Here is a 22,588-nt window from a genome sequence, read left to right as displayed (position 1 = left end):
TCAGAAGGTGATGCGCTGGTCTTCGGGGAGGAAGAGTTTGTCGGTCTGCTTCACATCGAAGGCGGTGTAGAACTCCGGGAGGTTGCGAACCACCTGGTTGCAACGGAATTCGTCGGGGGAGTGGGTGTCGGTGAGGAGTTCGGCGGCGAGTTCCTTGGTCATCTTCACGCGCCAGCCGCGCGCCCAGGACAGGAACATGGTCCGGTAATCCGGATTGTCATTGCCCGCACGCTTTTCGGCGATGCGGTAGGCGGCCAGCGCGATCTCGAGGCCGCGCAGGTCGGCGAGATTCTCGCCGAGGGTGAGGCGGCCGTCCACATGCTGATCGGGGTTGAGGCCCTCGGGGACAAGCGGATCGAACTGTGCGACCAGCTTGTCCGCGGTCGCGTCGAAAGCCTTGCGATCCTCGGCGGTCCACCAGTCGTGCAGATTGCCGTCACCGTCGTATTTGGAGCCCTGATCGTCGAAGCCATGGCCGATCTCATGGCCGATGGTCGCACCGACCGCACCGAAGTTCACGGCCAGCTGTGCGTCCTTGTCGAAGTAGGGAGCCTGCAAATACGCTGCGGGAAAGACGATTTCGTTCAAAGGCGGTGAGTAGTAGGCGTTCACGGTCTGCGGGCTCATGTTCCACTCGGCCTTGTCGACCGGCTTACCCAGTCGGTCCCAATCCCGCTTGCTCTCGAAAACCCCGATATTGCGCAGGGATTCGATGAGTTGGCCGCGCACGATCTTCAGCTGGGAGTAATCCACCCAACTGTCCGGATAGCCGATCTTCACCCGCATCTTGTCCAACTTGGCCAGCGCCGCATCCCGGGTGGGCTGTGTCATCCAGCGATTGGTCCGGAAGTTCTCGCGGTACGCGGAGATCAGATCGTCCACCATCCGCTTGACCTCATCCTTGCTCTCGGGCGGAAAGTATTGCGTCACATACAGTTTGCCGAGCTGCTCGGACAGATTGTCCTCGACGGTCTGGACACCGTACTTCCAGCGCTCGGGACGCTCCTTCTGCCCACGCAGCATCGTGCCGAAGAAACGGAGGTAGGCGTCATTGAAAGCCAGTGGCAGATATCTGGCGAAGCCTCGCACCAGACCGAGCTTCAGATACTCTCGCCACACCGCGATGTCGGTCTCGGCCCAGATCTGCGCGGCCGTGGTCACGAACGACGGCTGCCCGACCACCACCTCCGCGAACAGTTCCTTGGGCCGGTCGGTCTGACCCGCCAGCCAAGGCTCCCAATCGAATCCTCGTCCCAATTCGGTCAATTGGATCCAGGTCATGCGGTTGTAGCTGGCATTGGCGTCCCGCTTACGCACGTTGTCCCAGTGCGCGGCCGCGATCCGCGTCTCCAGATCGAAGATCCGCTGTGCCATTCCCGCCGGGTCCGGGAAGTTCGCCGCCTTGGCGGTCTCCTCCAAGTAGGTGCGGTAGCCCGCACGGATTTCGGCGTACTGCGGCTTGCGGTAGTACTCCTCGTCCAGCCCGATCCCGGCTTGCCCCACGGTCGGCACGTAACTGTCCGACTTCTTGCGGTCGACGGCGACACCGATCCCGATCAGCCCGCTGCCGGGCGACTCCGCCATGACGCGGGCGAGATCGGCCTTGCTCGCGGCGCGGTCGATCTTGTCGAATACGTCCGTCAGCGGCGACAGGCCCAGTTTCTCGACGGTGTCCCAATCCACCCGAGCGTCGTACAGATCGCGAATCTGCTGCGCCTCCGACCCGGGCTTGGGATCCTTGATCCCATCGATGATCGCGCGCAGCCGGTCCTGAGTGCGCTCACCGGCCTCACTCCCGGCTCCGAACGCCGTCTTGTCCGGCGGCAGCTGATATTCACGCAACCACTTGCCATTGACGTACCGGTACAGATCGTCCTGCGGCCGGACGGCCTCGTCCACCCCCGCCAGATCCGGCCCCGACAGCTGTTTCGGCGCTGAATCTTTCGCGCACGAAGCCAGCGCGGCGGCGGCCGGAACCAGCCCGAGTGCGATCAGAAATGCGCGGCGATCAAGACGCACCGGACCCGACGAAGTCACGAAGAACCCTCCCGGTGCGGACGCCCGCACCCCTGTTCGTAGCCAATGGTGCGCCCGAGGCTACCGGGGTTCGCCCGCCCGCGTCGGTCTGTCGCGGACGGGCGTATCGCTCAGAGGGTGACGCGCTGATCCGGCGGCAGATACTCCTTATCGCCTTCCTTCACCTCGTAGGTGGTGTAGAAGTCGGCGAGATTGCGCACCACCTGATTGCAGCGGAATTCCGCCGGCGAATGCGGATCGTCGGCGATCTGCGATTCCAGCGCCTCGTCGGTCATCTTGGTGCGCCAGGTCCGGCCCCAGGATTCGAACATCGGCTTCAGATCGGGATTGTCTGTGCCGCCGCGCTTTTCGAGCATGCGATAGGCGGCGAGGGAAATCTCCAGCCCGCGCAGATCCGCCAGATTCTCACCGACGGTGAGCTCACCGTTCACATGCTGATCCGCGGGCAACCCGGTCGGCACCAGCGCGTTGTACTGATCGATGAGCATTTTGGTCTTGGCCTCGAAGGCCGCGCGATCCGAGGGCGTCCACCAGTCCTGCAGGTTTCCGTCCCCGTCGTACTTGGAACCCTGATCGTCGAACCCGTGCCCGATCTCATGCCCGATAACCGCGCCGCCCGCACCGTAATTCACCGCCGGTAGCGCGTCCTTGTCGAAGAACGGCGGCTGCAGGAACGCGGCCGGGAAGACGATCTCATTGGCGCTGGCGTTGTAGTAGGCGTTCACCGTCTGCGGTGACATGCCCCATTCGGTCTTGTCGACCGGTGTCCCGAGTCGCGCGAACATCCGCTTCGCCTCGAAATCTCCTATCGCGCGCAGGGATTCGATCAACTTGCCGCGCGTGACGGTGACGGGGGAGAAGTCCTCCCACTTGTCCGGATACCCGATCTTGGCGTCGATCTTCGCCAGTTTGGCGATGGCGGCGGCCCGGGTGGGCGGCGACATCCAGCTGGAGTTCTGGAAGTTCTCCCGGTACGCGGCCCGCAGATCATCCACCATGGCCAGTGCCCGCTGCTTGGCCGCGGGCGGAAAGTGCTTGTCCACGTAGAGTTTTCCGAGCGGATCGCCCAGATTCGCACTGACCGTGCCTACCGCCGACTTCCAGCGCTCGGGCCGCTCCTTCAACCCCTGCATCACGGTGAAGTTGAATTCGAAATTGGCGTCATTGATCGCCTTGGGCAGGTACGGCGCGAATCCGCGCACCAGTCCGAGCTTCAAATAGTCACGCCAGTCGGCGATTTCGACCTGCTGCCACAGCTGTCCGGCGGCGGTCATGAACGACGGCTGCCCGACATTCAGCTTGTCGAACAGGTTCTTGGGCCGGTCGGTATTGCCCGCCAGCCATGGATCCCAGTCGAATTCCGGTGCGAGCGTGACCAATTCGGCCCAGGTCCGCGGATTGTAGGAGGCATCGGTATCGCGCAGCTTCACATTGTTCCACTGCACCGCCGCGATCCGCCCCTCCAGATCCACCACCCGCCCGGCCAGCGCCACCGGATCCGCGATGCCCGCGCCACCGGCGATCTTGGCCAGGAAAGTGCGGTAGGCCGTGAGCTTGTCGGCATTCTCGGGCTTGGTGTAGTACTGCTGTTCCAGCCCAGTCCCGCTCTGAACCACCTGCGGCAGATAGGCATTGGAGTTCTTGGGGTCAGCGCCGACCGTCAGTCCGATCAGCCCCACCCCGGGCAGCTCACCCATCACCTTCGCCAGCTCGGCCTTGGTCTGCGCCGCGTCGATCTTCGTGAACAGATCCTGCAACGGCTGCATACCGAGCTTCTCGATCTCGTCGGTATCGAGCCGCGCGTCGTACAGATCCCGGATCTTCTGCTCATCGGTGCCGGATTTCGGATCGTGAATTCCGGTGATGATGTCCTTCAACTGGTCCTGGACCCGGTCCTGCACCTCGTCGAAGGTGCCGAACGACACCTTGTCCGCGGGCAGCTGGTACTCGTCCAGCCATTTGCCGTTGACGAACCGGTACAGGTCGTCCTGCGGACGGATCGCCGGATTCGAACCGGACATATCCGGCCCTATCAACTGTGTCGAGACATTCGCGGGCTCGGACTTGGAACAACTCGGCAGCAGCGCGGCGGCGGGCAACACCCCCAGCGCGATCAGGAACCTACGGCGATCGAGAGCGAAGGGGCGCTCGGAGGTCAACGCGAATCTCCTCATATCGGATAATCGGGTATTGCTCGGTCGGCCCGACGCTAACGGCTTTGCCTGAGTGAGAGCTGAATCCACGCGCGGTGTCGCCCGGCGAGAGTGCCACGAGTCCGGTCTCCCCACCCCGATTTGGGGTCTACCTGGGGCTTGGCTACACTGGACCGGTTGCTTGCGGGAGCTATGCCCGCACTTCGGCCGCGAACCCACAGTGGTTGGTCTTCCCAGATCGGTTGATACCGCTGGCAGGCGCGCGTTTGAAGGGCAACTGACCATGCTCGTCGGGTCGGCAATCCGGCGCGCACTTTGTCCAGGTCTAGGAGGAGCTGAAGTGATTCAGCAGGAGTCGCGACTGCGCGTCGCCGACAACACGGGTGCCAAGGAAATCCTTTGCATCCGCGTGCTCGGTGGTTCGTCGCGTCGCTATGCCGGTATCGGCGACATCATCGTCGCCACCGTGAAGGATGCGATCCCCGGTGGCAACGTCAAGAAGGGCGAGGTCGTCAAGGCCGTCGTCGTTCGCACCACCAAGGAGCGCCGTCGCGCGGATGGCTCGTACATCCGTTTCGACGAGAACGCCGCAGTGCTGATCAAGGCGGATCACGATCCGCGCGGCACCCGCATCTTCGGCCCGGTCGGCCGTGAGCTGCGTGAGAAGAAGTTTATGAAGATCGTTTCGCTGGCCCCGGAGGTGCTCTGACCATGAAGGTGCACAAGGGCGACACCGTGATCGTCGTTTCGGGCAAGGACAAGGGCGCCAAGGGCAAGGTCATTCAGGCCTTCCCGGCGACCGGCAAGGTCCTGGTCGAGGGCGTGAACCGGATCAAGAAGCACGTCGCGAACTCCGCGAACCAGCGTGGCGCCAGCTCCGGCGGCATCGTGACCCAGGAAGCTGCGATCCAGGCATCCAACGTGATGGTCGTGGACTCGGACGGCAAGCCGACTCGCGTTGGCTACCGCACCGATGAGAACGGCAAGCGCGTTCGCATCTCCCGTCGCAACGGGAAGGACATCTGAGATGACTTCGACTGAGAACAAGGTGCAGCCGCGCCTCAAGGCGCGCTACCGCGCCGAGATCAAGGACGCGCTGAACAGCGAGTTCAACTACGCCAACGTGATGCAGATCCCCGGCGTCGTGAAGGTTGTCGTGAACATGGGTGTCGGCGACGCCGCCCGTGACGCGAAGCTGATCAACGGTGCGGTCGCGGACCTGACCCTGATCACCGGCCAGAAGCCCGAGATCCGCAAGGCCACCAAGTCCATCGCGCAGTTCAAGCTGCGTGAGGGCATGCCGATCGGCGCGAAGGTCACCCTTCGTGGCGACCGCATGTGGGAGTTCCTGGATCGCCTGATCTCCATCGCGCTGCCCCGTATCCGCGACTTCCGCGGCCTGTCGCCGAAGCAGTTCGACGGCAACGGTAACTACACCTTCGGCCTCTCGGAGCAGTCGATGTTCCATGAGATCGACGTGGACCGGATCGACCGTCCGCGTGGTATGGACATCACCGTGGTGACCACCGCGACCAATAACGAAGAGGGTCGCGCTCTGCTCAAGCACCTCGGCTTCCCGTTCAAGGAGAACTGAGAATGGCCAAGAAAGCCCTCGTAAACAAGGCCAACGCCAAGCCGAAGTTCGCGGTGCGTGGCTACACCCGCTGCCAGCGCTGCGGCCGCCCGCACGCCGTCTACCGCAAGTTCGGCCTCTGCCGCATCTGCCTGCGCGAGATGGCCCACCGCGGCGAACTCCCGGGCGTGCACAAGTCGTCCTGGTGACGTAGCACTACCAAACTCGAAGGCCCCCACCGAGATTCCGTCTCGGTGGGGGCCTTCGGCATGCTGCGGCAAGCTTGACCTGCAACGAAGCGCTCCTCGGGACTTGAATATCTTGTATATTCGGTACAGCTATCGCGTATATCAAGGAGGTGGATCTCATGTCCAAGCTGCTGATCGATGTGGATGATGAAGCTCTCGCTGAAGCGCAGCGCCTGCTCGGTACGTCAACCAAGAAGGATACCGTGAACGCGGCCCTCGTCGAGGTCGCGAAGCGAATCAAGCGAGCCAAGGCGCTCGCCGAACTAGCCGAGATGGGGGAACGGGGTGACTTCGACATCCTGCTCGAGAAGGGCAACTACCGCCCATGATCGAGTACCTGATCGACACGTCCGCCCTGGCATGCCTGTTCTCGAATCCGTCGATTCGTAAGGCGTGGTCCGAGCCCATCACCGCTGGCGTCGTAGCCGTCTGCGATGTCGTCGAGCTCGAATTTCTCTTCAGCGCAACATCATTGGCTGACCGCCTGCGCAAGCGGGAACTCCTCGCCGAACTGTTCAGCTGGGTGGTTGTACCCGACGACGCCTGGGTTCGTGCCCATCGAATCCAGCAGTCCCTCACCGAAATCGGTCAGCATCGCAGCGCCGGAGTCGTCGACCTCCTCGTGGCGGTGACGGCATCCGCGAACAACCTAACGATCCTCCACTACGACCACGATTTCGAAGCCGTGGCCAAGGTGACCGGCCAACCTACCCATTGGATCTCGGCGCCCGGCTCGGTGTCGTGAGGCGTCCCGGTTCTGCCCGATCCTCTCTCCTTGGGGTTGGTTCAGTCATCGAGCCGGTCCTCGCCGAAGGCGGCGTCGATTTCAGCCCGCTCACCCGCACTGCTGTCGTGACTGAAACCGGCGAGCCGGGCCTTGAGTTCAGTGACGGTCATACCCTCGATCATGGTGGGCGATGCTCTAGCTCGCCATGTCGTGACGGCGGTTTTCGATTGGTCTGTGCCGACCAGCTGAGTGCGGAAATGCGCGGTAGAGGCAATCACGCCACAGCTGTTCATATTTCGAACCGAGTAGTCCGTCCCCGTCACGACGGCTTTGCTCACTGTCGAACGCCCCAGTGCCGCCTCTGAGTTTTCCTCATGCGCCTGGGGCTCCTTAAATTTCTGATCGCTGAGGTGCGCGGTCTCCGCTACCGCACGCCCAGCTGCGAACGCAGCCGCCTCTCATCTGTCCGGTGGTCGGTCGAGTCATGTCGAGACGGCGGCGTACATCGGTGGCAGGAGTGTGACAGTTGTGCACTTCATTGCTGTGTCAGCTGGCATCATGTTGAGCGGCGTCTTAGGCTGTTCTATGTAGACTTTCCGCGCGAAACCGGCCTTGATTGGGTTGATTCTCTGTGTAGGGAGGAGGGCGGTCATGCTGTTGCGTTTCCGGCTGGCCAACCATCGTTCGATCCGGGACGAGCACGAGCTGTCGCTGATCGGCACGGAGTTCAATGACGGTGCCGCCCGGGAGACAGTGTTGCGAAACAAGGGGCGGCCGGTGGCGGTGTTGCCGGTTGCGGGGGTGTTCGGGGCGAACGGCTCGGGCAAGTCCAATCTGCTGAGTGGGTTCCGCTTCATGCGTACCGCGGTGCGTGACTCGTTCGCCGAATGGTCGAAGTCCCCGGGCGTCGTCCCGCGCGAGCCGTTCAAGCTTGATCCAGAATGCCGGAACCAGTCCACCTTGTTTGAGGTGGATCTGTTACTCGGTGATACCCCCGTCCGGTACACCTACGGGTTCGAGCTGTCGGACGAGCGAATCGAGGCGGAGTGGTTACACGCCTACCCCCAGGGGAAACGTCAAGTCTGGTTCGATCGCGAGGCGGCACGGGCCGACGCGGGTGCGGCGGAGTTCGCGTTCCCGGGTACCGGATTCCGAGGGCGCAGCACGGAGCTTGTCGAATTCACCAGGCCGAACGCGCTTTTCCTCACGGTGGGCGCGATGCTCAACAACCTTCAGCTGTCGGCGGTACACCGCTGGTTCAACGACAACCTCTGGTTGGTCACCCCGGGGGCGGACATCGCTTCCCGTACCCGTTGGACGCAACGCCTGCTCACCGATCCGCGGGAAGCGCCGAGGTACGCCGAGGACATTATCGGGTTGCTGTCCGTCGCCGATCTCGGTGTGACCGGGGCCGATATCGATCAGGAGTCCGGGGAGTTGCGGTTGCGTCACCGCGCGATGGCGGACAGCGAGGTCACGCTCGATTTCCTGCGCGAGGAGTCGCTGGGGACGCACGCGTGGTTCGCTTTTCTGGGTCCGCTGCTGAAGGTGCTCGACGCCGGGGCGGTGTTACTGGTAGATGAGTTGGATTCCAGCCTGCATCCGACGCTGGCTGCCGAGGTGGTCCGGCTCTTTCAGGACAGAGACGCCAATCCCAATGGCGCGCAACTGATCTTCACCACCCATGACGCGACCTTGCTGGGCAGTCCGGTGCTCGATCGCCCACTCGACCGGGAAGAGATCTGGATCACCGCCAAACAGCGCTCCGGGGAGACCGAACTGTATCCGCTCATCGACGCAAAGCCGCGGCCCGATGAGAATCTCGAGCGCGGTTATCTGCGCGGGCGCTACGGCGGGATACCCCGACTGTCGCCGGGGCGGGTCCCACGTGAGAGATCGCGGCGGCTGGCGGCGAAGGGGTCGGAGTGAGCGCTCGGAACAAGGACCAGCGCAAAGGGTTTCAGGGACGTCGTGGGTCGATGGACGATTCGCGTGGGCTGGAGCGCCGGCCGGGGCGCCCGCGCGGGGGTCGGGTCATCTACGTCGCGTGCGAGGGGCAGAAGACCGAACCGGAGTATCTGGAGTATCTGACCGACACTTACGGCGCCGGGGCCGCGGACCGGCCGGAGTTTATCCTGCATCGGGTCCCCACGCGCAGAGGATTGCGTCCCGACCAGACCGTGGCCGCTGTCGAGCGGGAGGCCGCAGCCGACGAGGCCTGGGTGCTGTTCGACCGGGATCAGCATCGGGAGTCCGATATTCAGCAGGCGTTACGTGACGCGGCGGAGGCCAGAGTCGAAGTCGGATTCTCCCACCCTTCCTTCGAACTATGGTTCCTCCTGCATTTCCAGGCATTCTCCGGGGCGCAGCACGGAAGCAGCGACACGGTCGTCGACAAACTCCGGAACTCGCGGGTGACCGACGCCTTCCGTGACTATGCGCGGCACGATAAGAGTGTGAAGTCGCCAGCTCGTCGGAATGCTTTGCGCCACAGAGAGCAAGACGCCGTCGATCACGCGCGCGCTCTCGTGAATCGCTGTGAGCATGCCGACTGTCACGCGGACAATGCTCAGTGGGATCTTGTTCCAAGGGCTGGGGACCAAGCGCGAGAGCGGATTTCATGGCAGCGTTGGTCCGCACGTTCCGGTCATGCTGAACACTGCCCCGTGTTGGGCCGTGATCCGTCCACCGATGTTTGGCGCCTGCTGGTCAGTCTGGGAATCGCCACCGTGCCTGATAGCCCGCAACGTACGAGGCGGCGTTCGATAGGCTGAGCGGGTTCGTATTATGTTGGCACTCGGCTGTCTGTTGTCGTCCGGCGCACGTTCTGCTGTTGGCCCGGTGTGTGTTCCGGGTTCGTGCGAAATGTCGGCCTGCCCCGGGTTACGCCGATTCGTTCGATGGAGAGGGTCTCGCACGTGGCATTGCTCACGCTCCCGCAGTTGGAGCGGCACCTGTTCGGCGCGGCGGATGTGCTGCGGGGGCGGATCAACAGCTCCGAGTATCGGGATTACATCTTCGGAATGCTGTTTCTCAAGCGGTGTTCGGATGAATTCCAGGTCGAGTACGAGCGGAACTACGCCCTGCGGATCAAGGACGGGGAGACCCAGGAGGTTGCCCGCCAGTATGCCGAGCGGCACCAAACCTATGGGCGGACTTTCTTCGTGCCGGCTCGGGCGCGGTGGTGGGCCGGTCCCCACATCGAGTGTGATGCGGCGGGTACTCCGAAGTGCAACGACGACAACGAGCTGACCGTGCATCCCGGGATTCAAGCGCTGGTCGATAACGTCGGGGCAGAACTCGATAAAGCCTTGCGGAAACTGGAAACCGACAATTCTGCGATTTCCGGCGTGCTCGGCCATATCGGTTTCAACCGCCGGACCGGTCAGCAGGGCAAGCTCAGCGACGGCGAATTGCGTGATCTGATCCGGCATTTCAGCAAATACCGGCTGCGCAATGACGACTTCGAGTTCCCCGACATGCTGGGCGCGGCCTACGAGTATCTGCTCGCCCGGTTCGCCGATGACGGTGGCCAGCGCGGCGGCGAGTTCTACACACCGCGCGCGGTCGTCCGCATGATGGTGCGGTTGGTCGACCCGCACGCCGGGGACACCGTCTACGACCCGTGCGCGGGGTCGGGCGGCATGCTGATCTTCTCTCGCGAGTATGTCGAGGAGCACGGCGAGGACCCGGAGCTTCTGTCGGTTTACGGACAGGAGAAGAACGGCGCCTCCTGGTCCATGGCGAAAATGAACATGCTGCTGCACGGCATCTGGGACGCGGATCTGCGCAATGGTGACACTCTCACCGATCCACTGCACCTGGTGGAGAACCCCGGCTACCAGCGCGGGGCGACTCGCATCGGACTGCAGAACTTTACGAAAGTGCTGTCTAATCCGCCTTTTTCGCTCAACTACGACCTGCCGGCCCTGCGGCGGGTGGAGGAATCGCACGGCCGGATGGCCTTCGGCTACACCAAGCCGGACAGCAAGAAGGCCGACCTCATGTTCGTGCAGCACATGATCGCGGTGCTGGAGGAGCACGGCGTTGCCGCCACCGTCATGCCGCACGGCGTGCTGTTCCGTGGCGGCGAGGAGAAGCGCATTCGCGAGGAGATGCTGGAAGCGGACGTGATCGAGGCGGTGATCGGACTCGGCCCCAACCTTTTCTACGGTGCGCAACTCCCCGCCTGCATCCTGATCCTGCGCAGGCCGCACAGCAAGCCGAAGAAGACCGAGAATACCGTCCTGTTCATCAATGCCGATCGTGACTACGTGGCCGGCCGCGCGCAAAACGAGCTGGGACCCCAGCACGCCGAGAAGATCGTGGCGGCCTACCGCCACCGGCCCGAGCTCGACGGTTACTCCCGCATCGTCTCCAAGGACGAACTGATCGCCGCCGACGCCAACCTGAATGTCCGCCGCTGGGTGGATAATTCACCGGCTCCCGAACCGCAGGACGTGCGCGCCCACCTGTACGGTGGCGTGCCCCGCATCGAGGTCGCCGCCCGAATCGACGAATTCAACGCCTACGGCGTCCCCGCCGTTCAGCTCTTCGCCGAACGCGACGAGCACTATCTCGACTTCTTGCCGGAGGGTCCCGAGGCCACCGCCGCCCGCCTCCCGGCACTGACCGCCGCCCGCGAAGCCGAGCTCATGACGGCCTTCGACGCCTGGTGGTCGACCCACGCCGCGATCCTGTCCACGCTGCCGGAAACCAAGCGGCTCATGACCTTACGGGACGATCTGGTCGGCACCTTCACCGCTGCGCTCGTCCCGCTCGGTGTGCTCGGCGAATACACCGTCGCCGGCGTCATCGCCGACTGGTGGATGACCAACCGCTACGACTTCAAGGCCCTCGCCGCCGGCGGCTACGACCGCGTCATGGAAGGCTGGGTGCACAGCATCGAATCCATGCTCGCCCCCACCGAACTGCCCAACGGCAAAACCAAACCCCCAACCCCCGCCGACCGCCGCCGCGCCTTCGAACACCCCCTGGTCAAACACCTTCTCCCCGACTACCTGGCCGAACTGACCAAGGCCGAGGCCGCCGCCGCCGAGGCGGAGGCCGCCTACCAGGCCGCGCTCGCCGAATTCACCGCCGCCACAACCGAACCGACGGATGATGAGGCCGTCGACGACACTGACGTCGACGACCGCGAGACCGAGCCGTCGGTCACCGAAGCCGACGTCAAACGCTTCCGCGCGGCCCGTACCAAGGCCAACAAGAAGCGCAACGACCTACAGAAACTGTTCCTGCTGGAACTCAATGCCGCCGCAGAGATGGCAATCGCGGCAGAGGAGTCAGAGGCACACGTACTAGCGGTGTTGAGAGAGCACCTGGGATCGAGGCTTGCCGGGGTGGTCGCCGATGGCAGGCGCGAACTCATGACTGTATTTCAGTGCTGGGCCGATAAGTACCGAGTTTCGTTGAGTGATTTGGAGAAAGACACCGAGCTTGCTGACCGAACGATGCGCGACTGGTTGTGGGAGCTTGGCTATGGACGCTGAATCATGGCAGCGGGTTCGCCTCTTCGATGTCGGCGATTGGTTTTCCGGAGGCACCCCGAACACATCGAATGATGCCTACTGGAATGGGAATATTCCATGGATTAGCGCGGCCAGTATGCGCACCTTCTCGATTGAGAAGTCGGATCGTCGGCTAACCGCTACTGGTGCGGCCTCCGGAACCCGGATGGTCCCGCCTGGGTCGATTCTCTTCGTGGTGAGGGGGATGAGCCTGAACAAGGAGTTTCGAGTAGGGATCACCAGGCGCGATGTCGCATTCGGTCAGGATTGTAAGGCCATCATTCCGCACGATTGGATCGACTCCGAGTTTCTAGCGAACGCACTGCTCGCCTACTCCCCCCGAATCCTGGAGATGGTGGAAACCACCAGCCATGGTACGGGTCGGCTCGACACCCAGCGGTTGGGGCGCCTTGTAATCAATGTGCCTGGACTGGCGGAGCAGCGCCGAATTGTCGACGCAGTCACCAGCTTCGATCGCGAAATTGAAGCGCTGGAGGAGCGGATCGACAAGACATCCGTGATCGCTCAGGCTGTTGCGGCGGATCTGATACACGGCCATCCAGCCGTACGGCTGGGTGATGTACTGCAATTCAAGCCACGTAACGGATACTCTCCGCAAGACATCCAAGCGTGGACAGGCGTCCGTTCCCTGGGGCTAGGATGCCTGACGCCCGAGGGATTTCAGCCTCGGCAGTTGAAGAATGTTGTAGCCGACGTCGCGAAGGTCGAGCGGTTCCTGCTGAGCAATGGTGACTTGCTGATCAGCCGGGCCAATACACGAGAACTCGTTGGTCACGTGGGCAGGTATCAGAGTGTCGGCGGAATTTGCATCTACCCAGATCTTATGATGCGTCTGATCCCTGACGATCGTGTCTGTCTGTCGCCTTACCTCGAGTTGGTGCTCCGCGCACCTTATGTGCGAGAGAAGATTCGGTCGGGCGCTCAAGGGTCGAACGAGAGCATGGTGAAGATTACCTCTCGGTTAGTGGAGAATCTGGCGATTCCGCTTGCCTCGATTGAGGAGCAACAGCGAATCATTGGAATAGCGGAAGGATTTCGCGCGGCAATTGCGGGACTTGTTGAAAGAGTTTCCAAACTTCGGACGATCCGCAAAGCGCTGGCCGAGGATCTGCTTACCGGTCGGGTTGCTGTCGGTGATCTTTGAGCGGTGCAACGGGTTTGGGGAGGGGTTCGGCGGTGGCGATGGCGTGGAGTTCGGTGTGGGTGAATGAGGTGCCGACGCGGCCGTTCTCCCAGACCGGTGCCCAGGATCCGTCTCGGTATTGCAGCCAGCGGGCGGGCTGTTCGATGCTGAGCAGGGCGAGTGTGTCGGCGAGATCCATTGGATTGACCTCCGTGTGAAGGGGATTCGGGTGAGTTGGGTTGATGCCCGTGGCGTTCATTGCCGTGGGGATTTGCCCGTCCAGAGGTTCCAGCCGAGGGGTTGACGGGTCATGCGCTGAATCGCCGTCTCGTAGAACGGTTTCGCCTGGCATTGGTCGTCGCAGTCGCGATGTGGTTCGAGTGCGCGTTTCGCCTTCGCGAGCGTGGTGGGCGCGCGGCGTGGGCGAGTGTGTGGGGCGGTCATCGGGTGTGCGCTGGTCGCCGGTTGTGATGGTGCCGGACCGGTTGTGCCAGTGACATTCCGTGATCGATTCGCTCGCCGGTGAGGGTGAGGAATTGTCCGTTATGTCGTTGTATCGGTCTGCTCTTTGCGCTGTTCGCTCTGTCCGCCGCGGCGCACGCGCCGAGCGGGAGCAGGACGAGCATGGTGAAGGAGATCAAAAGCCAAGCGTCCCAAGTCATAACAACTCCCGGTGCGATTTGGATGATCACCCCGCGCGGCGGTCGGGCTCGAGCCGTAGAGGGATGGAATGTGTTAAGTAGACACCCGGAATTGCATCGAAATGTGTTCTCAGTGGACAGCTTTCGAAATACACTGAAGTGACCACAACGGTCAGTGCTCACTGCGGACACTGACCGCGACGGACACTTACCGAATAGTGAGGTTAACGAATGGCTGGATCGACGGTCACGCGGATGGACCTGGCTACTGTCATGAAACGGCTCCGTTTGGAAGCGGGCAAGGTTCCACTCGCCGCGGCAACGCATTTGGATAAATCTCGGCAGGTGATCGTTCGGCTCGAAGACGGCAGGCCAACGTCGCTGTCGCGTCCACAGATCGAATCCCTACTGGATTTCTACGGCGCGTCTGCCGAAGTGCGGGCGAGCGTGCTTGGGTTGTGGAACGAGGTTAAGAAGGAAGATCGGGAGCGTGGAGATTCGCGAGGGTTTTGGACTGAGTACACCGATCAGATCTCGCCACAGTTCGACCGGTATTTGCGGTTGGAGGAGTCCGCCGATCACATCGTCGCGTACCACCCGGTAATCGTTCCGGGGCTGCTGCAAGGGCCGGACTACAGGCGGGCAATCATCAAGATTGATAGCTCCGCGTTGTCCGCCGTAGACATGGAGCGCAGGCTCGAACTCACCGCTCGTCGCCAGGTCCGCCTGTCGGAAGGCGATCTTCGGGTCGAAGCGTTCTTGTCGGAAGCCGTCCTCCGCAATCAGGTGGGAGGTCCGTTCGTGATGGCAACTCAACTTCGGTGGGTTGCAGAGCTCAGTGAGCGGGCCAACATCACCGTTCGCATCATCGAGTTCGGGATCCCATCTCATCAGGGCTTGACGGTCTCGCCCTTCACACGCCTCGGTTTCCCGCCCGGCGTTAGCGGTTTGACCAAACCTTCTGTGGTTTATGTCGAGTCGGCATTCGCGATCAGCTACCACGAGCGAGAACCCGTTGTCTCGAGGTACGAGGAAGCCATCTCGGCGCTGCGGTCGGTAGCGTTGACGGAGACGGACACCAGCGAGTATCTGGTGCGAATGGCGAAGGAGTACGCGCAGTGAAGAGACCGCTTCTAGGCGTGTGGTACAAGGCAACTGAGTCCGACACCGCGAACGCATGCGTCGAAGTCATGCATACTCTCGGATCAACGCATGTCCGTGACACCAAAGACGTTGGTGCAGGCCCGGTTCTGAGCTTCGCACCCGAGGCATGGGAAGACTTCCTGGATAGTCGAATCTGGGAGCGCTGACCGCGCGGGCCGAAAATCTCGGTGACTCTTCAAATCTCCCGATCAGTTCGGTGTGCGGTCGTCGCGACCCGCTTCGCGCGGGATCGCGGCGGCTGTCGGGCGGATAGGGCATTCGGCGGATCGGTAAGCCCGGCAATGAGCCCGTAGCAGTCGTGGGTCGAGTGAACGCCAGCTCGTAGCTGGATCGCACCCAGGAGCATTACCATGAATGAATCTCTCACCGTGGATCTGCTCACCGGTAAGGTTGCCGTCAGCAATCTTTAACCGACATAACGGATTTGGGGAGGCGTCGTCCGTGGCGAAGCCGGAGTTCGACGAGGTTGAATGGCCGCTGATCGAGCAACTGGTGGCCATGGGGTGGGAGCACTTACAGGGCGCTCCGCCCGGTACACAGCCGCAGGACCCGGCGCGCTCGGGGCGGAAGGACTTCCGGACCGTGGTGCTCGCCGACCGGTTCGAGCGGGCCGTGGCCGGCTTGAATCCGGGGCGGGATGGGCGGCCCTGGCTGGACGAGCCTCGACTTCAACAGATTCTGGAACTGGTGTCGCGCCCGGATCTCGCGCCGCTTGCCGGGAACCTGGAGGTCACCCGGTTGTTCCGGTCCGGGGTGACAGTGGAGGGGCTGCCGGACTGGGATCACGGTGTCAATCAGAACGTGCGGTTGATCGACTTCGAGCGTCCCGAGGAAAACAATCTGCTGGTCGTCTCCCAGTTTCGGGTGGACCGGCCGGAACACAACCCGGTGATTCCGGATCTGGTGTTGTTCGTCAACGGGCTCCCGATCGTCGTCATCGAATGCAAACGGCCGGGGCCGGCACAACTCGATGATGCCGTCGATCAGGTGCTGCGTTATGCCGGAGCATCCGCCGCCGCATCTGTTCCCGAGTTCGTCCGCTTCGCGCAGTTGCTGATCGGGACCTGCCGTGAGCAGGCGCGGCTGGGGACGGTGACGGCCGACGCCACCCGCTTCGCGTCCTGGCGGACCGTAGAACCCGAGCTACTTTCGCGGGTGGCACGCGAGATCGGCATGCCGGACGGGCATCCGCTACCCGCGCAGGATGAACTGGTGGCGGGGGTGCTGCGGCCCGCACATCTGGTCCGGTTGCTGCGGGACTTCATGATCGACGACGGGGGAGTGGTCAAGAAGGTCGCGCGCTGGCATCAGTTTCGCGCGGTGGAACGGCTCATCGGCCGATTGGAATATCGCGAAAACGCGATCGACCGGGGTGCTGCCCCCGATCCACACGGCGGGGTGGTGTGGCATACGCAAGGCTCCGGCAAGAGTCTGACCATGGCCTTCCTGATCCGGCGCCTACGGGCGACGCGAAAACTGAAGGGGTACAAGGTCGTCGTGGTCACCGACCGGGTCGATCTGCAAACCCAGATTCACGGCAGTCTGCTGGCGACGGGTGAAACTCCCCACCCGGCCCCCAGTGTCGAACGTGCGCGTGAGTATTTGGCCAGGCCGGCCGCTGATCTCGTCATGATCCTGATTCAGAAGGCCCAGCAGGATGAGGACGGTAACGCGGGTCAGGACGGTGAGGGGAAAGCAGACGGCACAATCGAATCGCTGCCCGAGCCGGTCAACCCGAGTTCGTCGATCGTCGTGCTCGTCGACGAGGCGCATCGCGGCCAGGATGGCCTGTTGCACGCGCGACTACGCGCTTCACTGCCGAACGCCGTCATGATCGGCTTCACCGGAACGCCGATCATCAAGAGCGACAAGAAGAGAACCGACGAGATCTTCGGCGACGTCGTCGACGTCTACGCGCTGAAAGACGCGCGAGCGGATCGGTCGATCGTCCCGGTTGCCTATGAGGCCCGGTTGCCTCGTTTCGAGGTTCTCCGCCAGGCGGTACTCGACGCCGGATTCGATGCGGCGGTGCCGGGCACCCGTGGTCAGCGTCGTCGCGCCATGCGCAGACTGGCGCGGAAGAAAGAGGTGCTGGAGGCCGAGCATGTCATCGAGCACAAGGCCCGGGACATGTTCACGCACTGGGCGCACACCGCCATGCCAGACGGTTTCGGCGCGCAGATTGTAGCGGTCTCCCGCAAGGCCGCGGTCCGCTACCAGGAGGCGATTCTCGCGGCCCGGGACAGGCTTGTCGAACGGCTGGACGAACTGGACAAGTTGCGCCACGACCCGCAGGCCGATCGACACGCGACCGCGGCCGAATTGCGCTTGCTCGAGCTGCTCAACTGGCGTGAACTGTTGGTCTCCATCGACGCGGCCGTCATCATCTCGGAGGGCAACGGCGGAACTGACCCTGAGTCGTGGCGAACCTGGACCACTCGCGGCGATCAAGAACGGCGGATCGCTCATTTTCAGAGGGGCTTTCACCCGCACGAGTGGCTCACGGATCAACCGTGGCAGGCCAACACACATGGCGGCGTGGCCGACGCACCCGTGCACGGCTCGTCTTCCGCAGGCGACCCGTGGGACGAGGGACCGGGTGCCGATCACGCCGTTCAGGCCGTTCCCGTCAGCCGGCCACTGGCCTTTCTGGTGGTGAAGTCCATGCTGCTCACCGGTTTCGATGCTCCGGTGGAACAGGTCATCTACCTGGATCGAGAAATGCGTGGAGTGGAGTTGCTGCAGGCCATGGCCAGGACCAATCGCCCGTATCGAAACAAGGAATTCGGGCTGATCGTCGACTACGTCGGTGTCTACCGTGACATGCGTCGCACGCTCAATGACTATGAGCGCGAACATCTCCGGGTAGTTATCGGCGGTGACGAATCGCCCGCCCGCACCGTGTGGCAGGGGTTCAACGAATCTGCGGTCCCCCACTTGCAGCGCGAGCATCGGCGTATCGTCGAACTGCTCAATGAGCTAGGCGTCTCGAATCTCTCCACACCAGCTGACCGTGCGAAATTGCTTGCAGTGCTGGGGGATCCGCAGATACGCGCCCGATTCGACGAGCTGGCTCGCGATTTCCTCACCGCGCTCAACGCCGTGCTGCCGCGCCCTCAAGCACTGCGGTACACCTCGTTCGCGCAGCGGCTTGGAGAGGTGCAGTACCGACTGCGCGCCAGGGATCGAGATGATCGCGCCGACTTCAGCCCCCGTGCGTATGGGGCGAAGGTGCGTGCGCTCATCGATGAACACTTGCGATTGACGGGGATCGAGCAGCGGGTGCCGCCCAGCGACCTCACCGCCGACGGCTATCTCGACACACTCGACGGTCTATTCGACGACCGGGAACGCGCGATGGAGATGGCCAGTGCCCTGCGCAGCCGGATCGAGGTAAGCCTGCCCACGGCTGTCGATCCGGATCGCTACGAACGGCTCAGCGAACGGCTCGACCGGATAACCCAATCCATGGAGCGTGATTTCGAAGCCGCTGCTGACGAACTCGCCGATATGGTCAGTGCGGAGCGCGAGGCGTCGGCGGCGGATCTGCGGGAGGGGCTGGCATACTTCACCGTGGTCCCGGTGCGGGAGAAGCTGGAGAAGGCACTGCGGCGGGCCGGGCCGGACGCGAAGTTACCGAGACTGGATGTATCCGTGGCGGTTCAAGGCATCGTCGTCTGTCTGGCCGAACTGGCTTCACGGCCGAACTTTCCGGGTCAGCCCATCGTTCGAGAGAGAGGCGTCACCATAGTGATCAACTATCTGGAACGTGAACTGGGCCTCTACCACGTCGGACCCGAGGCTCTTGCAACCGAGTTGGTCGATTTGGCGGCCCGCCGTCCAAACGAATTCCGGCGGTGGAACCGCCGGTGACCCGGCACCAATCCAGCGTCGTCATCACCTCCGAACATGAGCGGCTGGCGGAAATCATCACGGATCTTCGGCTGCCACCCGACTGGCGGGTGACCATCGAACGCCGCCGCCGCAAAACACTCGGCATCGAGATATGGGCGGGCGGCGTGGTGACCGTGGCTGTGCCAGAGAACCTCGCCGAGGAAGACATCGCGACATTGCTCGCGGGCCATGTTGATCGCGTGGCGCGGGCTGTGGCCAGACATCGGGGAGTCGAGGCCGCGCACCCGGCAAAGGAACTCGTCGATGGTGAACACTTCGACTACCTCGGCCGCACCTATCGACTGCGAGTCGTCACCGGTGCCGAGTTCAGTGCCCAGTTGATCGACGACTGGCTGGAACTGGTGGTGATACCGGGGGATAAGCCCACGGCGGGGCGGCTCATCGACTGGTATGCCGCCTGCGGCGAGGAGTTGATCGAGGACGCCATGCCCATGCTGGCTCGCGCGGCCGGACTACCCACGCCTACAACCATGGTTCGTGACCTCGGCGCCAAGTGGGGCCTGCGCGAACGTGGCGGTCGAATCTCGATTCACTGGGCCACTTTTCAACTGCCTGCGGACCTCATCGAACTCGTGCTCGCACACGAACTCACCCACTTGCGGGTCAGCACGCATTCCGAAGAGTTCTGGCGTGAACTCGGAAGACTCGTCCCGGACTTCGCGCTGCGGGAGCGGCGATTGGCGGTGCTCGGCGCGTCGGCGTGGCTGGGAGCAGTGCGCCACATGAGGCTTTGACTCGGATCGCACACATCGCGACCCATGTCTCCTCGTGAGCTGACTGTTCAAACCTGAAGGCCGCCAGCAGTATCTGTCTCAGCTGGAGCCTCAGTGTCACAAGGGGCGACATCTTCCGATCGGGAGGGGCTTTCGCGGTCCCGGGGTGAACCTGTGTACTCAGCGTCGGGGAAGTCGGCTCTGCAAATCCGCGAAGGTGATCGCGAGATTCACCGGATCGGTCAGCACCAACGCGTCGGTATGCGTGTGCCGAGTGACGTACCGCCGCCCTGACCAATCGAGCCGGCACTCCTCGATCTCGGTGATCTGCTGCCAGCCCTTATCGAAGTGCACGATCAGATAGACCGGAATCCCCTCGCGCGCATACAGTTCGCGCTTCACCCCGATATCGGTGTCGACCGTATCCTCCGAGGTCACCTCGACCACCAGCAGAATCTGCCGCGCGACCCGCTGAACGTCATACGGACCGTCACTACAGTCACGCATCATCAGATCCGGATACCGAACCCGCAGCCGACGATTCTTCTCACCGGATTCGGCATCCGCAAGCCGCACCGGCGTGTCACTGTGAACCTCACGGCACGGCCCCTGTGGGTCGACGGCATATTCCAACGCCGCCGCCAACCGCCGAATAACCAGATCATGTTGCGGTGACTGCGGTTTAGCGGTGATCAACGCACCGTCATGGATCTCCGCGAACGAGCCAGGAGGCCCCGCCAAGAACTCCTCCACCGATACCAGGCGAAGTAACTCGTTCTTCGACGGCGGCATACCGCTCACCTTACTTATCTCAAGCGACAGTCAGGGTTGGGTCTGGCTTCGCGGTTTCCGATTGGTCTGGGTCGCGTTGGTTCGCTAGCGTGGCGGTTCATCGGATAAGTGGAGGGGATTCCGGATGCGTTGGGCTGTTGCGGTTTCGGCTGTGTTGTTGGCGTTGTTCACGAGTGGGTGTGGGTTGATCGGCGGGGATTCTTCGTCGATGGCGCAGGGGGATTGTTTGAAGAAGTCGGGGGATGACAGCTTCGACAAGGTGGGGTGTGATGCGTCGGAGGCCGGGTTCGTGGTGCTCGACCGCGCGGGGAGCGGTAAGGCGCATGACAAGTGTGTGGATGTCGCGGGGACCGAGTACGTGTACTACGACAAGGGGGATGGGGCGATTTGTGTGGGGATCAAGGGTGCTGATGTCGCGCACGCCGTGAATACCGCGCAGAAGGGTGAGTGCGTCACCGATACCAGCGTGAATGATGTGAAGAAGGTGGATTGTGGGGATCCCACCGCTGTCTATCGCGTGCTGGCTCGGCTCGACACCACCAGCTTCATGTCGGACTCGAAGTGCAGCAGTGTGGCTGGTACGCAAACCAGCTACAGCTATGTGCTGAAGGCCAAGGAGGGCATCGGATCCATCGGTAGTGGCGTCGTATTCTGTTTGATCGCAAAGGATTCCGACCCCACCCGCACGGTCGACAACGCCAATATCGGTGACTGCCTGAAGAAGTCGGGTCAGAACGAGGTAGTGGTCACCCCTTGCACCAGCCCCGACGCCGACTACAAAATCCTGAGCTCCCAGATCGACGAATCCTTCTGCAAAAATATCCCCGGCTCCCATGCCACCTACACCTACACGCGCCCCGGCGACATCCTCCCCAAGGCACTCTGCCTCGGCTCCGCTCGATGATTCGCCGCTCGGCTTGGGCCGTGCTGTCACTGCTCGTTCTCACCGCGTGTGGGGATGGGGGATCGACTCAGCCGACCGGATTCTGGTTCACCGCACCGCAGAACGATGAGCAGCGGCTCGAGGTGCTGCATCGGGCTCGCGGTATCGATCCGTGCGCACTGCTGTCCCGCGCCGAATTGGGCAAGCTCGGCGCGGTGCGGTCCGTGCAGAACGATCAGCCCGATTCGTGTAAGGCGGAGACCGGTCCGGCGGAGTCGTACAAGGGCATCGATGTCAGCTGGGCGGTGGTCGTGGCCACCGTGCAGAAGGGTGCCAAGAGCATCGACAAGACGATCGACGGTACCCGAGTATCGCTCGCGGGCAATCGCGAGAATCTCTCGGCCGAGCAGTTCGGACAGCTCGTCGAGCGAAGCTGCACGGCCACAGCGCAATTCCCATCCGGTGCCGCGCTGATGATGTTCATCGACACGCCATTGGGTACCGAACCCTGCGACCTCGGCGAGCAGCTGCTGCACACCGCCATCGCCGAATGGGTGAAAGAACCCCCGCGCGGCACCTCACCCGATTCGGTACATACGGTCCTGACCGCCGCCGACCCTTGCGACGTTCTGCCCAAGCTGGGCGTAACCGTGAATCCCGCCGATCGCCGCATGCGCACCTGCGACTTCACCTACCGCGGCGACGAGATTTCGATCGCCTACGGCTACGAGAAACAAAAATCCATCCTCGGCTCCCGCCCCGACGACCAGCCCGCCGACCCGATCGACGGCCACGTCGTATATCGAGATACCGATAGCACCAACGACTTCCACTTCTATACTGCGGTCGTCGGCCAGGCGATCAACCCGTCGACCCCTGATCCCGCCCTCGGCGCGTCCGTCCCCACGGTCAGCGTCACCGGCAAGAACGACAAAGTCCTGACGGTGGATTCAAGTGGTGGATGCAACACCCCTGATCTGGAGTGTTGATGAGTCATCTGCCGTTGAAGTCGGTCATGTGTCGTTTCTGGGATCTGATCGGTGCCGGGGCCTCGGTCGTGGCCGCCGGGG

Annotated in this window: 19 protein-coding genes; 15 read left to right on the top strand and 4 right to left on the bottom strand. The window is 62.8% G+C overall.

Annotated elements, in window-relative coordinates; translation table 11 throughout:
• Both GFY24_RS29875 and GFY24_RS29870 read right to left on the bottom strand, forming a co-directional pair.
• Positions 1-2,037, bottom strand: a complete 2,037-nt coding sequence (locus GFY24_RS29875; RefSeq protein ID WP_309231506.1) for a M13 family metallopeptidase — start codon at positions 2,035-2,037, stop codon at positions 1-3.
• A gap of 110 nt (positions 2,038-2,147) precedes the next feature.
• On the bottom strand, positions 2,148-4,196 hold the full coding sequence (locus GFY24_RS29870) for a M13 family metallopeptidase (RefSeq protein WP_228566769.1): 2,049 nt from the start codon (positions 4,194-4,196) through the stop codon (positions 2,148-2,150).
• A 334-nt stretch (positions 4,197-4,530) separates the two neighbouring features.
• Here GFY24_RS29870 and rplN point away from each other — a divergent pair, with 334 nt between their 5' ends.
• The 10 genes from rplN (at position 4,531) to GFY24_RS29820 (ending at position 13,431) form a co-directional block, all read left to right on the top strand.
• Positions 4,531-4,899 carry a 50S ribosomal protein L14 gene (rplN, locus tag GFY24_RS29865; protein ID WP_309231505.1) on the top strand — a complete coding sequence of 123 codons (369 nt, stop codon included), beginning with the start codon at positions 4,531-4,533 and terminating at the stop codon, positions 4,897-4,899.
• Between the two features lie 2 nt (positions 4,900-4,901).
• Positions 4,902-5,216, top strand: a complete 315-nt coding sequence (gene rplX / locus GFY24_RS29860; protein ID WP_153808457.1) for a 50S ribosomal protein L24 — start codon at positions 4,902-4,904, stop codon at positions 5,214-5,216.
• A 1-nt stretch (position 5,217) separates the two neighbouring features.
• The gene (gene rplE / locus GFY24_RS29855) at positions 5,218-5,784 is read left to right on the top strand and encodes a 50S ribosomal protein L5 (protein ID WP_153808456.1); all 567 of its coding nucleotides are present in this window, start codon (positions 5,218-5,220) and stop codon (positions 5,782-5,784) included.
• Positions 5,785-5,786: 2 nt separating this feature from the next.
• Entirely contained in the window at positions 5,787-5,972 is a 186-nt protein-coding gene (locus GFY24_RS29850) for a type Z 30S ribosomal protein S14 (protein WP_067519449.1), read from the top strand.
• 158 nt (positions 5,973-6,130) lie between these two features.
• Positions 6,131-6,340, top strand: a complete 210-nt coding sequence (locus GFY24_RS29845; protein WP_153808455.1) for a type II toxin-antitoxin system VapB family antitoxin — start codon at positions 6,131-6,133, stop codon at positions 6,338-6,340.
• On the top strand, positions 6,337-6,756 hold the full coding sequence (locus tag GFY24_RS29840) for a PIN domain nuclease (RefSeq protein ID WP_153808454.1): 420 nt from the start codon (positions 6,337-6,339) through the stop codon (positions 6,754-6,756). Before GFY24_RS29845 ends, GFY24_RS29840 begins: the two co-directional genes overlap by 4 nt.
• A gap of 633 nt (positions 6,757-7,389) precedes the next feature.
• Complete coding sequence (locus GFY24_RS29835; RefSeq protein ID WP_153808453.1) at positions 7,390-8,667, top strand: ATP/GTP-binding protein; 1,278 nt, start codon at positions 7,390-7,392, stop codon at positions 8,665-8,667.
• 50 nt (positions 8,668-8,717) lie between these two features.
• Entirely contained in the window at positions 8,718-9,512 is a 795-nt protein-coding gene (locus GFY24_RS29830) for an RloB family protein (RefSeq protein WP_153808452.1), read from the top strand.
• Between the two features lie 144 nt (positions 9,513-9,656).
• On the top strand, positions 9,657-12,248 hold the full coding sequence (locus tag GFY24_RS29825; protein ID WP_309231504.1) for a class I SAM-dependent DNA methyltransferase: 2,592 nt from the start codon (positions 9,657-9,659) through the stop codon (positions 12,246-12,248).
• Positions 12,238-13,431: a restriction endonuclease subunit S gene (locus tag GFY24_RS29820; protein ID WP_153808450.1), complete on the top strand. Its 1,194-nt coding sequence runs from the start codon at positions 12,238-12,240 to the stop codon at positions 13,429-13,431. The genes GFY24_RS29825 and GFY24_RS29820 overlap by 11 nt, the downstream gene beginning before the upstream one ends.
• Here the strand turns inward: GFY24_RS29820 and GFY24_RS29815 are convergent.
• Positions 13,400-13,609, bottom strand: a complete 210-nt coding sequence (locus GFY24_RS29815; RefSeq protein ID WP_153808449.1) for a hypothetical protein — start codon at positions 13,607-13,609, stop codon at positions 13,400-13,402. The genes GFY24_RS29820 and GFY24_RS29815 overlap by 32 nt on opposite strands.
• 673 nt (positions 13,610-14,282) lie before the next feature.
• Between GFY24_RS29815 and GFY24_RS29810 the strand changes: the two genes are divergently transcribed.
• The 4 genes from GFY24_RS29810 to GFY24_RS29795 all read left to right on the top strand — a co-directional run bounded on the left by GFY24_RS29810 (position 14,283) and on the right by GFY24_RS29795 (position 19,864).
• Entirely contained in the window at positions 14,283-15,173 is an 891-nt protein-coding gene (locus GFY24_RS29810; RefSeq protein WP_153808448.1) for a helix-turn-helix transcriptional regulator, read from the top strand.
• Positions 15,170-15,361, top strand: a complete 192-nt coding sequence (locus tag GFY24_RS29805) for a DUF397 domain-containing protein (protein WP_309231503.1) — start codon at positions 15,170-15,172, stop codon at positions 15,359-15,361. The genes GFY24_RS29810 and GFY24_RS29805 overlap by 4 nt, the downstream gene beginning before the upstream one ends.
• 295 nt (positions 15,362-15,656) lie before the next feature.
• Positions 15,657-19,088: a type I restriction endonuclease subunit R gene (locus GFY24_RS29800; protein WP_194853069.1), complete on the top strand. Its 3,432-nt coding sequence runs from the start codon at positions 15,657-15,659 to the stop codon at positions 19,086-19,088.
• Positions 19,085-19,864, top strand: coding sequence for a YgjP-like metallopeptidase domain-containing protein (locus GFY24_RS29795; protein WP_153808446.1), 780 nt, complete (start codon positions 19,085-19,087; stop codon positions 19,862-19,864). Before GFY24_RS29800 ends, GFY24_RS29795 begins: the two co-directional genes overlap by 4 nt.
• Positions 19,865-20,023: 159 nt before the next feature.
• Here the strand turns inward: GFY24_RS29795 and GFY24_RS29790 are convergent, their stop codons facing one another.
• Positions 20,024-20,635: a Uma2 family endonuclease gene (locus tag GFY24_RS29790; protein ID WP_153808445.1), complete on the bottom strand. Its 612-nt coding sequence runs from the start codon at positions 20,633-20,635 to the stop codon at positions 20,024-20,026.
• A 208-nt stretch (positions 20,636-20,843) separates the two neighbouring features.
• On the opposite strand from GFY24_RS29790, the gene GFY24_RS29785 reads away from it, so the two are divergent.
• Positions 20,844-21,539, top strand: coding sequence for a hypothetical protein (locus GFY24_RS29785; protein ID WP_153808444.1), 696 nt, complete (start codon positions 20,844-20,846; stop codon positions 21,537-21,539).
• Positions 21,540-22,588 lie beyond the last annotated feature (1,049 nt).

The organism is Nocardia sp. SYP-A9097 (assembly GCF_009649815.1).
Lineage (GTDB): Bacteria > Actinomycetota > Actinomycetes > Mycobacteriales > Mycobacteriaceae > Nocardia.
The sequence above is the reverse complement of the archived record's forward strand: the minus strand, read 5'-3'. Positions and strand labels throughout refer to the sequence as shown.

What these genes read in the sequence shown, in the direction of transcription:
- rplX (WP_153808457.1), top strand. Translation starts at nt 4,902, where the DNA reads ATGAAGGTGCACAAGGGCGACACCGTGATCGTCGTTTCGGGCAAGGAC.
- rplE (WP_153808456.1), top strand. Translation starts at nt 5,218, where the DNA reads ATGACTTCGACTGAGAACAAGGTGCAGCCGCGCCTCAAGGCGCGCTAC.
- GFY24_RS29850 (WP_067519449.1), top strand. Translation starts at nt 5,787, where the DNA reads ATGGCCAAGAAAGCCCTCGTAAACAAGGCCAACGCCAAGCCGAAGTTC.
- GFY24_RS29845 (WP_153808455.1), top strand. Translation starts at nt 6,131, where the DNA reads ATGTCCAAGCTGCTGATCGATGTGGATGATGAAGCTCTCGCTGAAGCG.
- GFY24_RS29840 (WP_153808454.1), top strand. Translation starts at nt 6,337, where the DNA reads ATGATCGAGTACCTGATCGACACGTCCGCCCTGGCATGCCTGTTCTCG.
- GFY24_RS29835 (WP_153808453.1), top strand. Translation starts at nt 7,390, where the DNA reads ATGCTGTTGCGTTTCCGGCTGGCCAACCATCGTTCGATCCGGGACGAG.
- GFY24_RS29830 (WP_153808452.1), top strand. Translation starts at nt 8,718, where the DNA reads ATGGACGATTCGCGTGGGCTGGAGCGCCGGCCGGGGCGCCCGCGCGGG.
- GFY24_RS29820 (WP_153808450.1), top strand. Translation starts at nt 12,238, where the DNA reads ATGGACGCTGAATCATGGCAGCGGGTTCGCCTCTTCGATGTCGGCGAT.
- GFY24_RS29815 (WP_153808449.1), bottom strand. Translation starts at nt 13,609, where the DNA reads ATGGATCTCGCCGACACACTCGCCCTGCTCAGCATCGAACAGCCCGCC.
- GFY24_RS29810 (WP_153808448.1), top strand. Translation starts at nt 14,283, where the DNA reads ATGGCTGGATCGACGGTCACGCGGATGGACCTGGCTACTGTCATGAAA.
- GFY24_RS29790 (WP_153808445.1), bottom strand. Translation starts at nt 20,635, where the DNA reads ATGCCGCCGTCGAAGAACGAGTTACTTCGCCTGGTATCGGTGGAGGAG.
- GFY24_RS29785 (WP_153808444.1), top strand. Translation starts at nt 20,844, where the DNA reads ATGGCGCAGGGGGATTGTTTGAAGAAGTCGGGGGATGACAGCTTCGAC.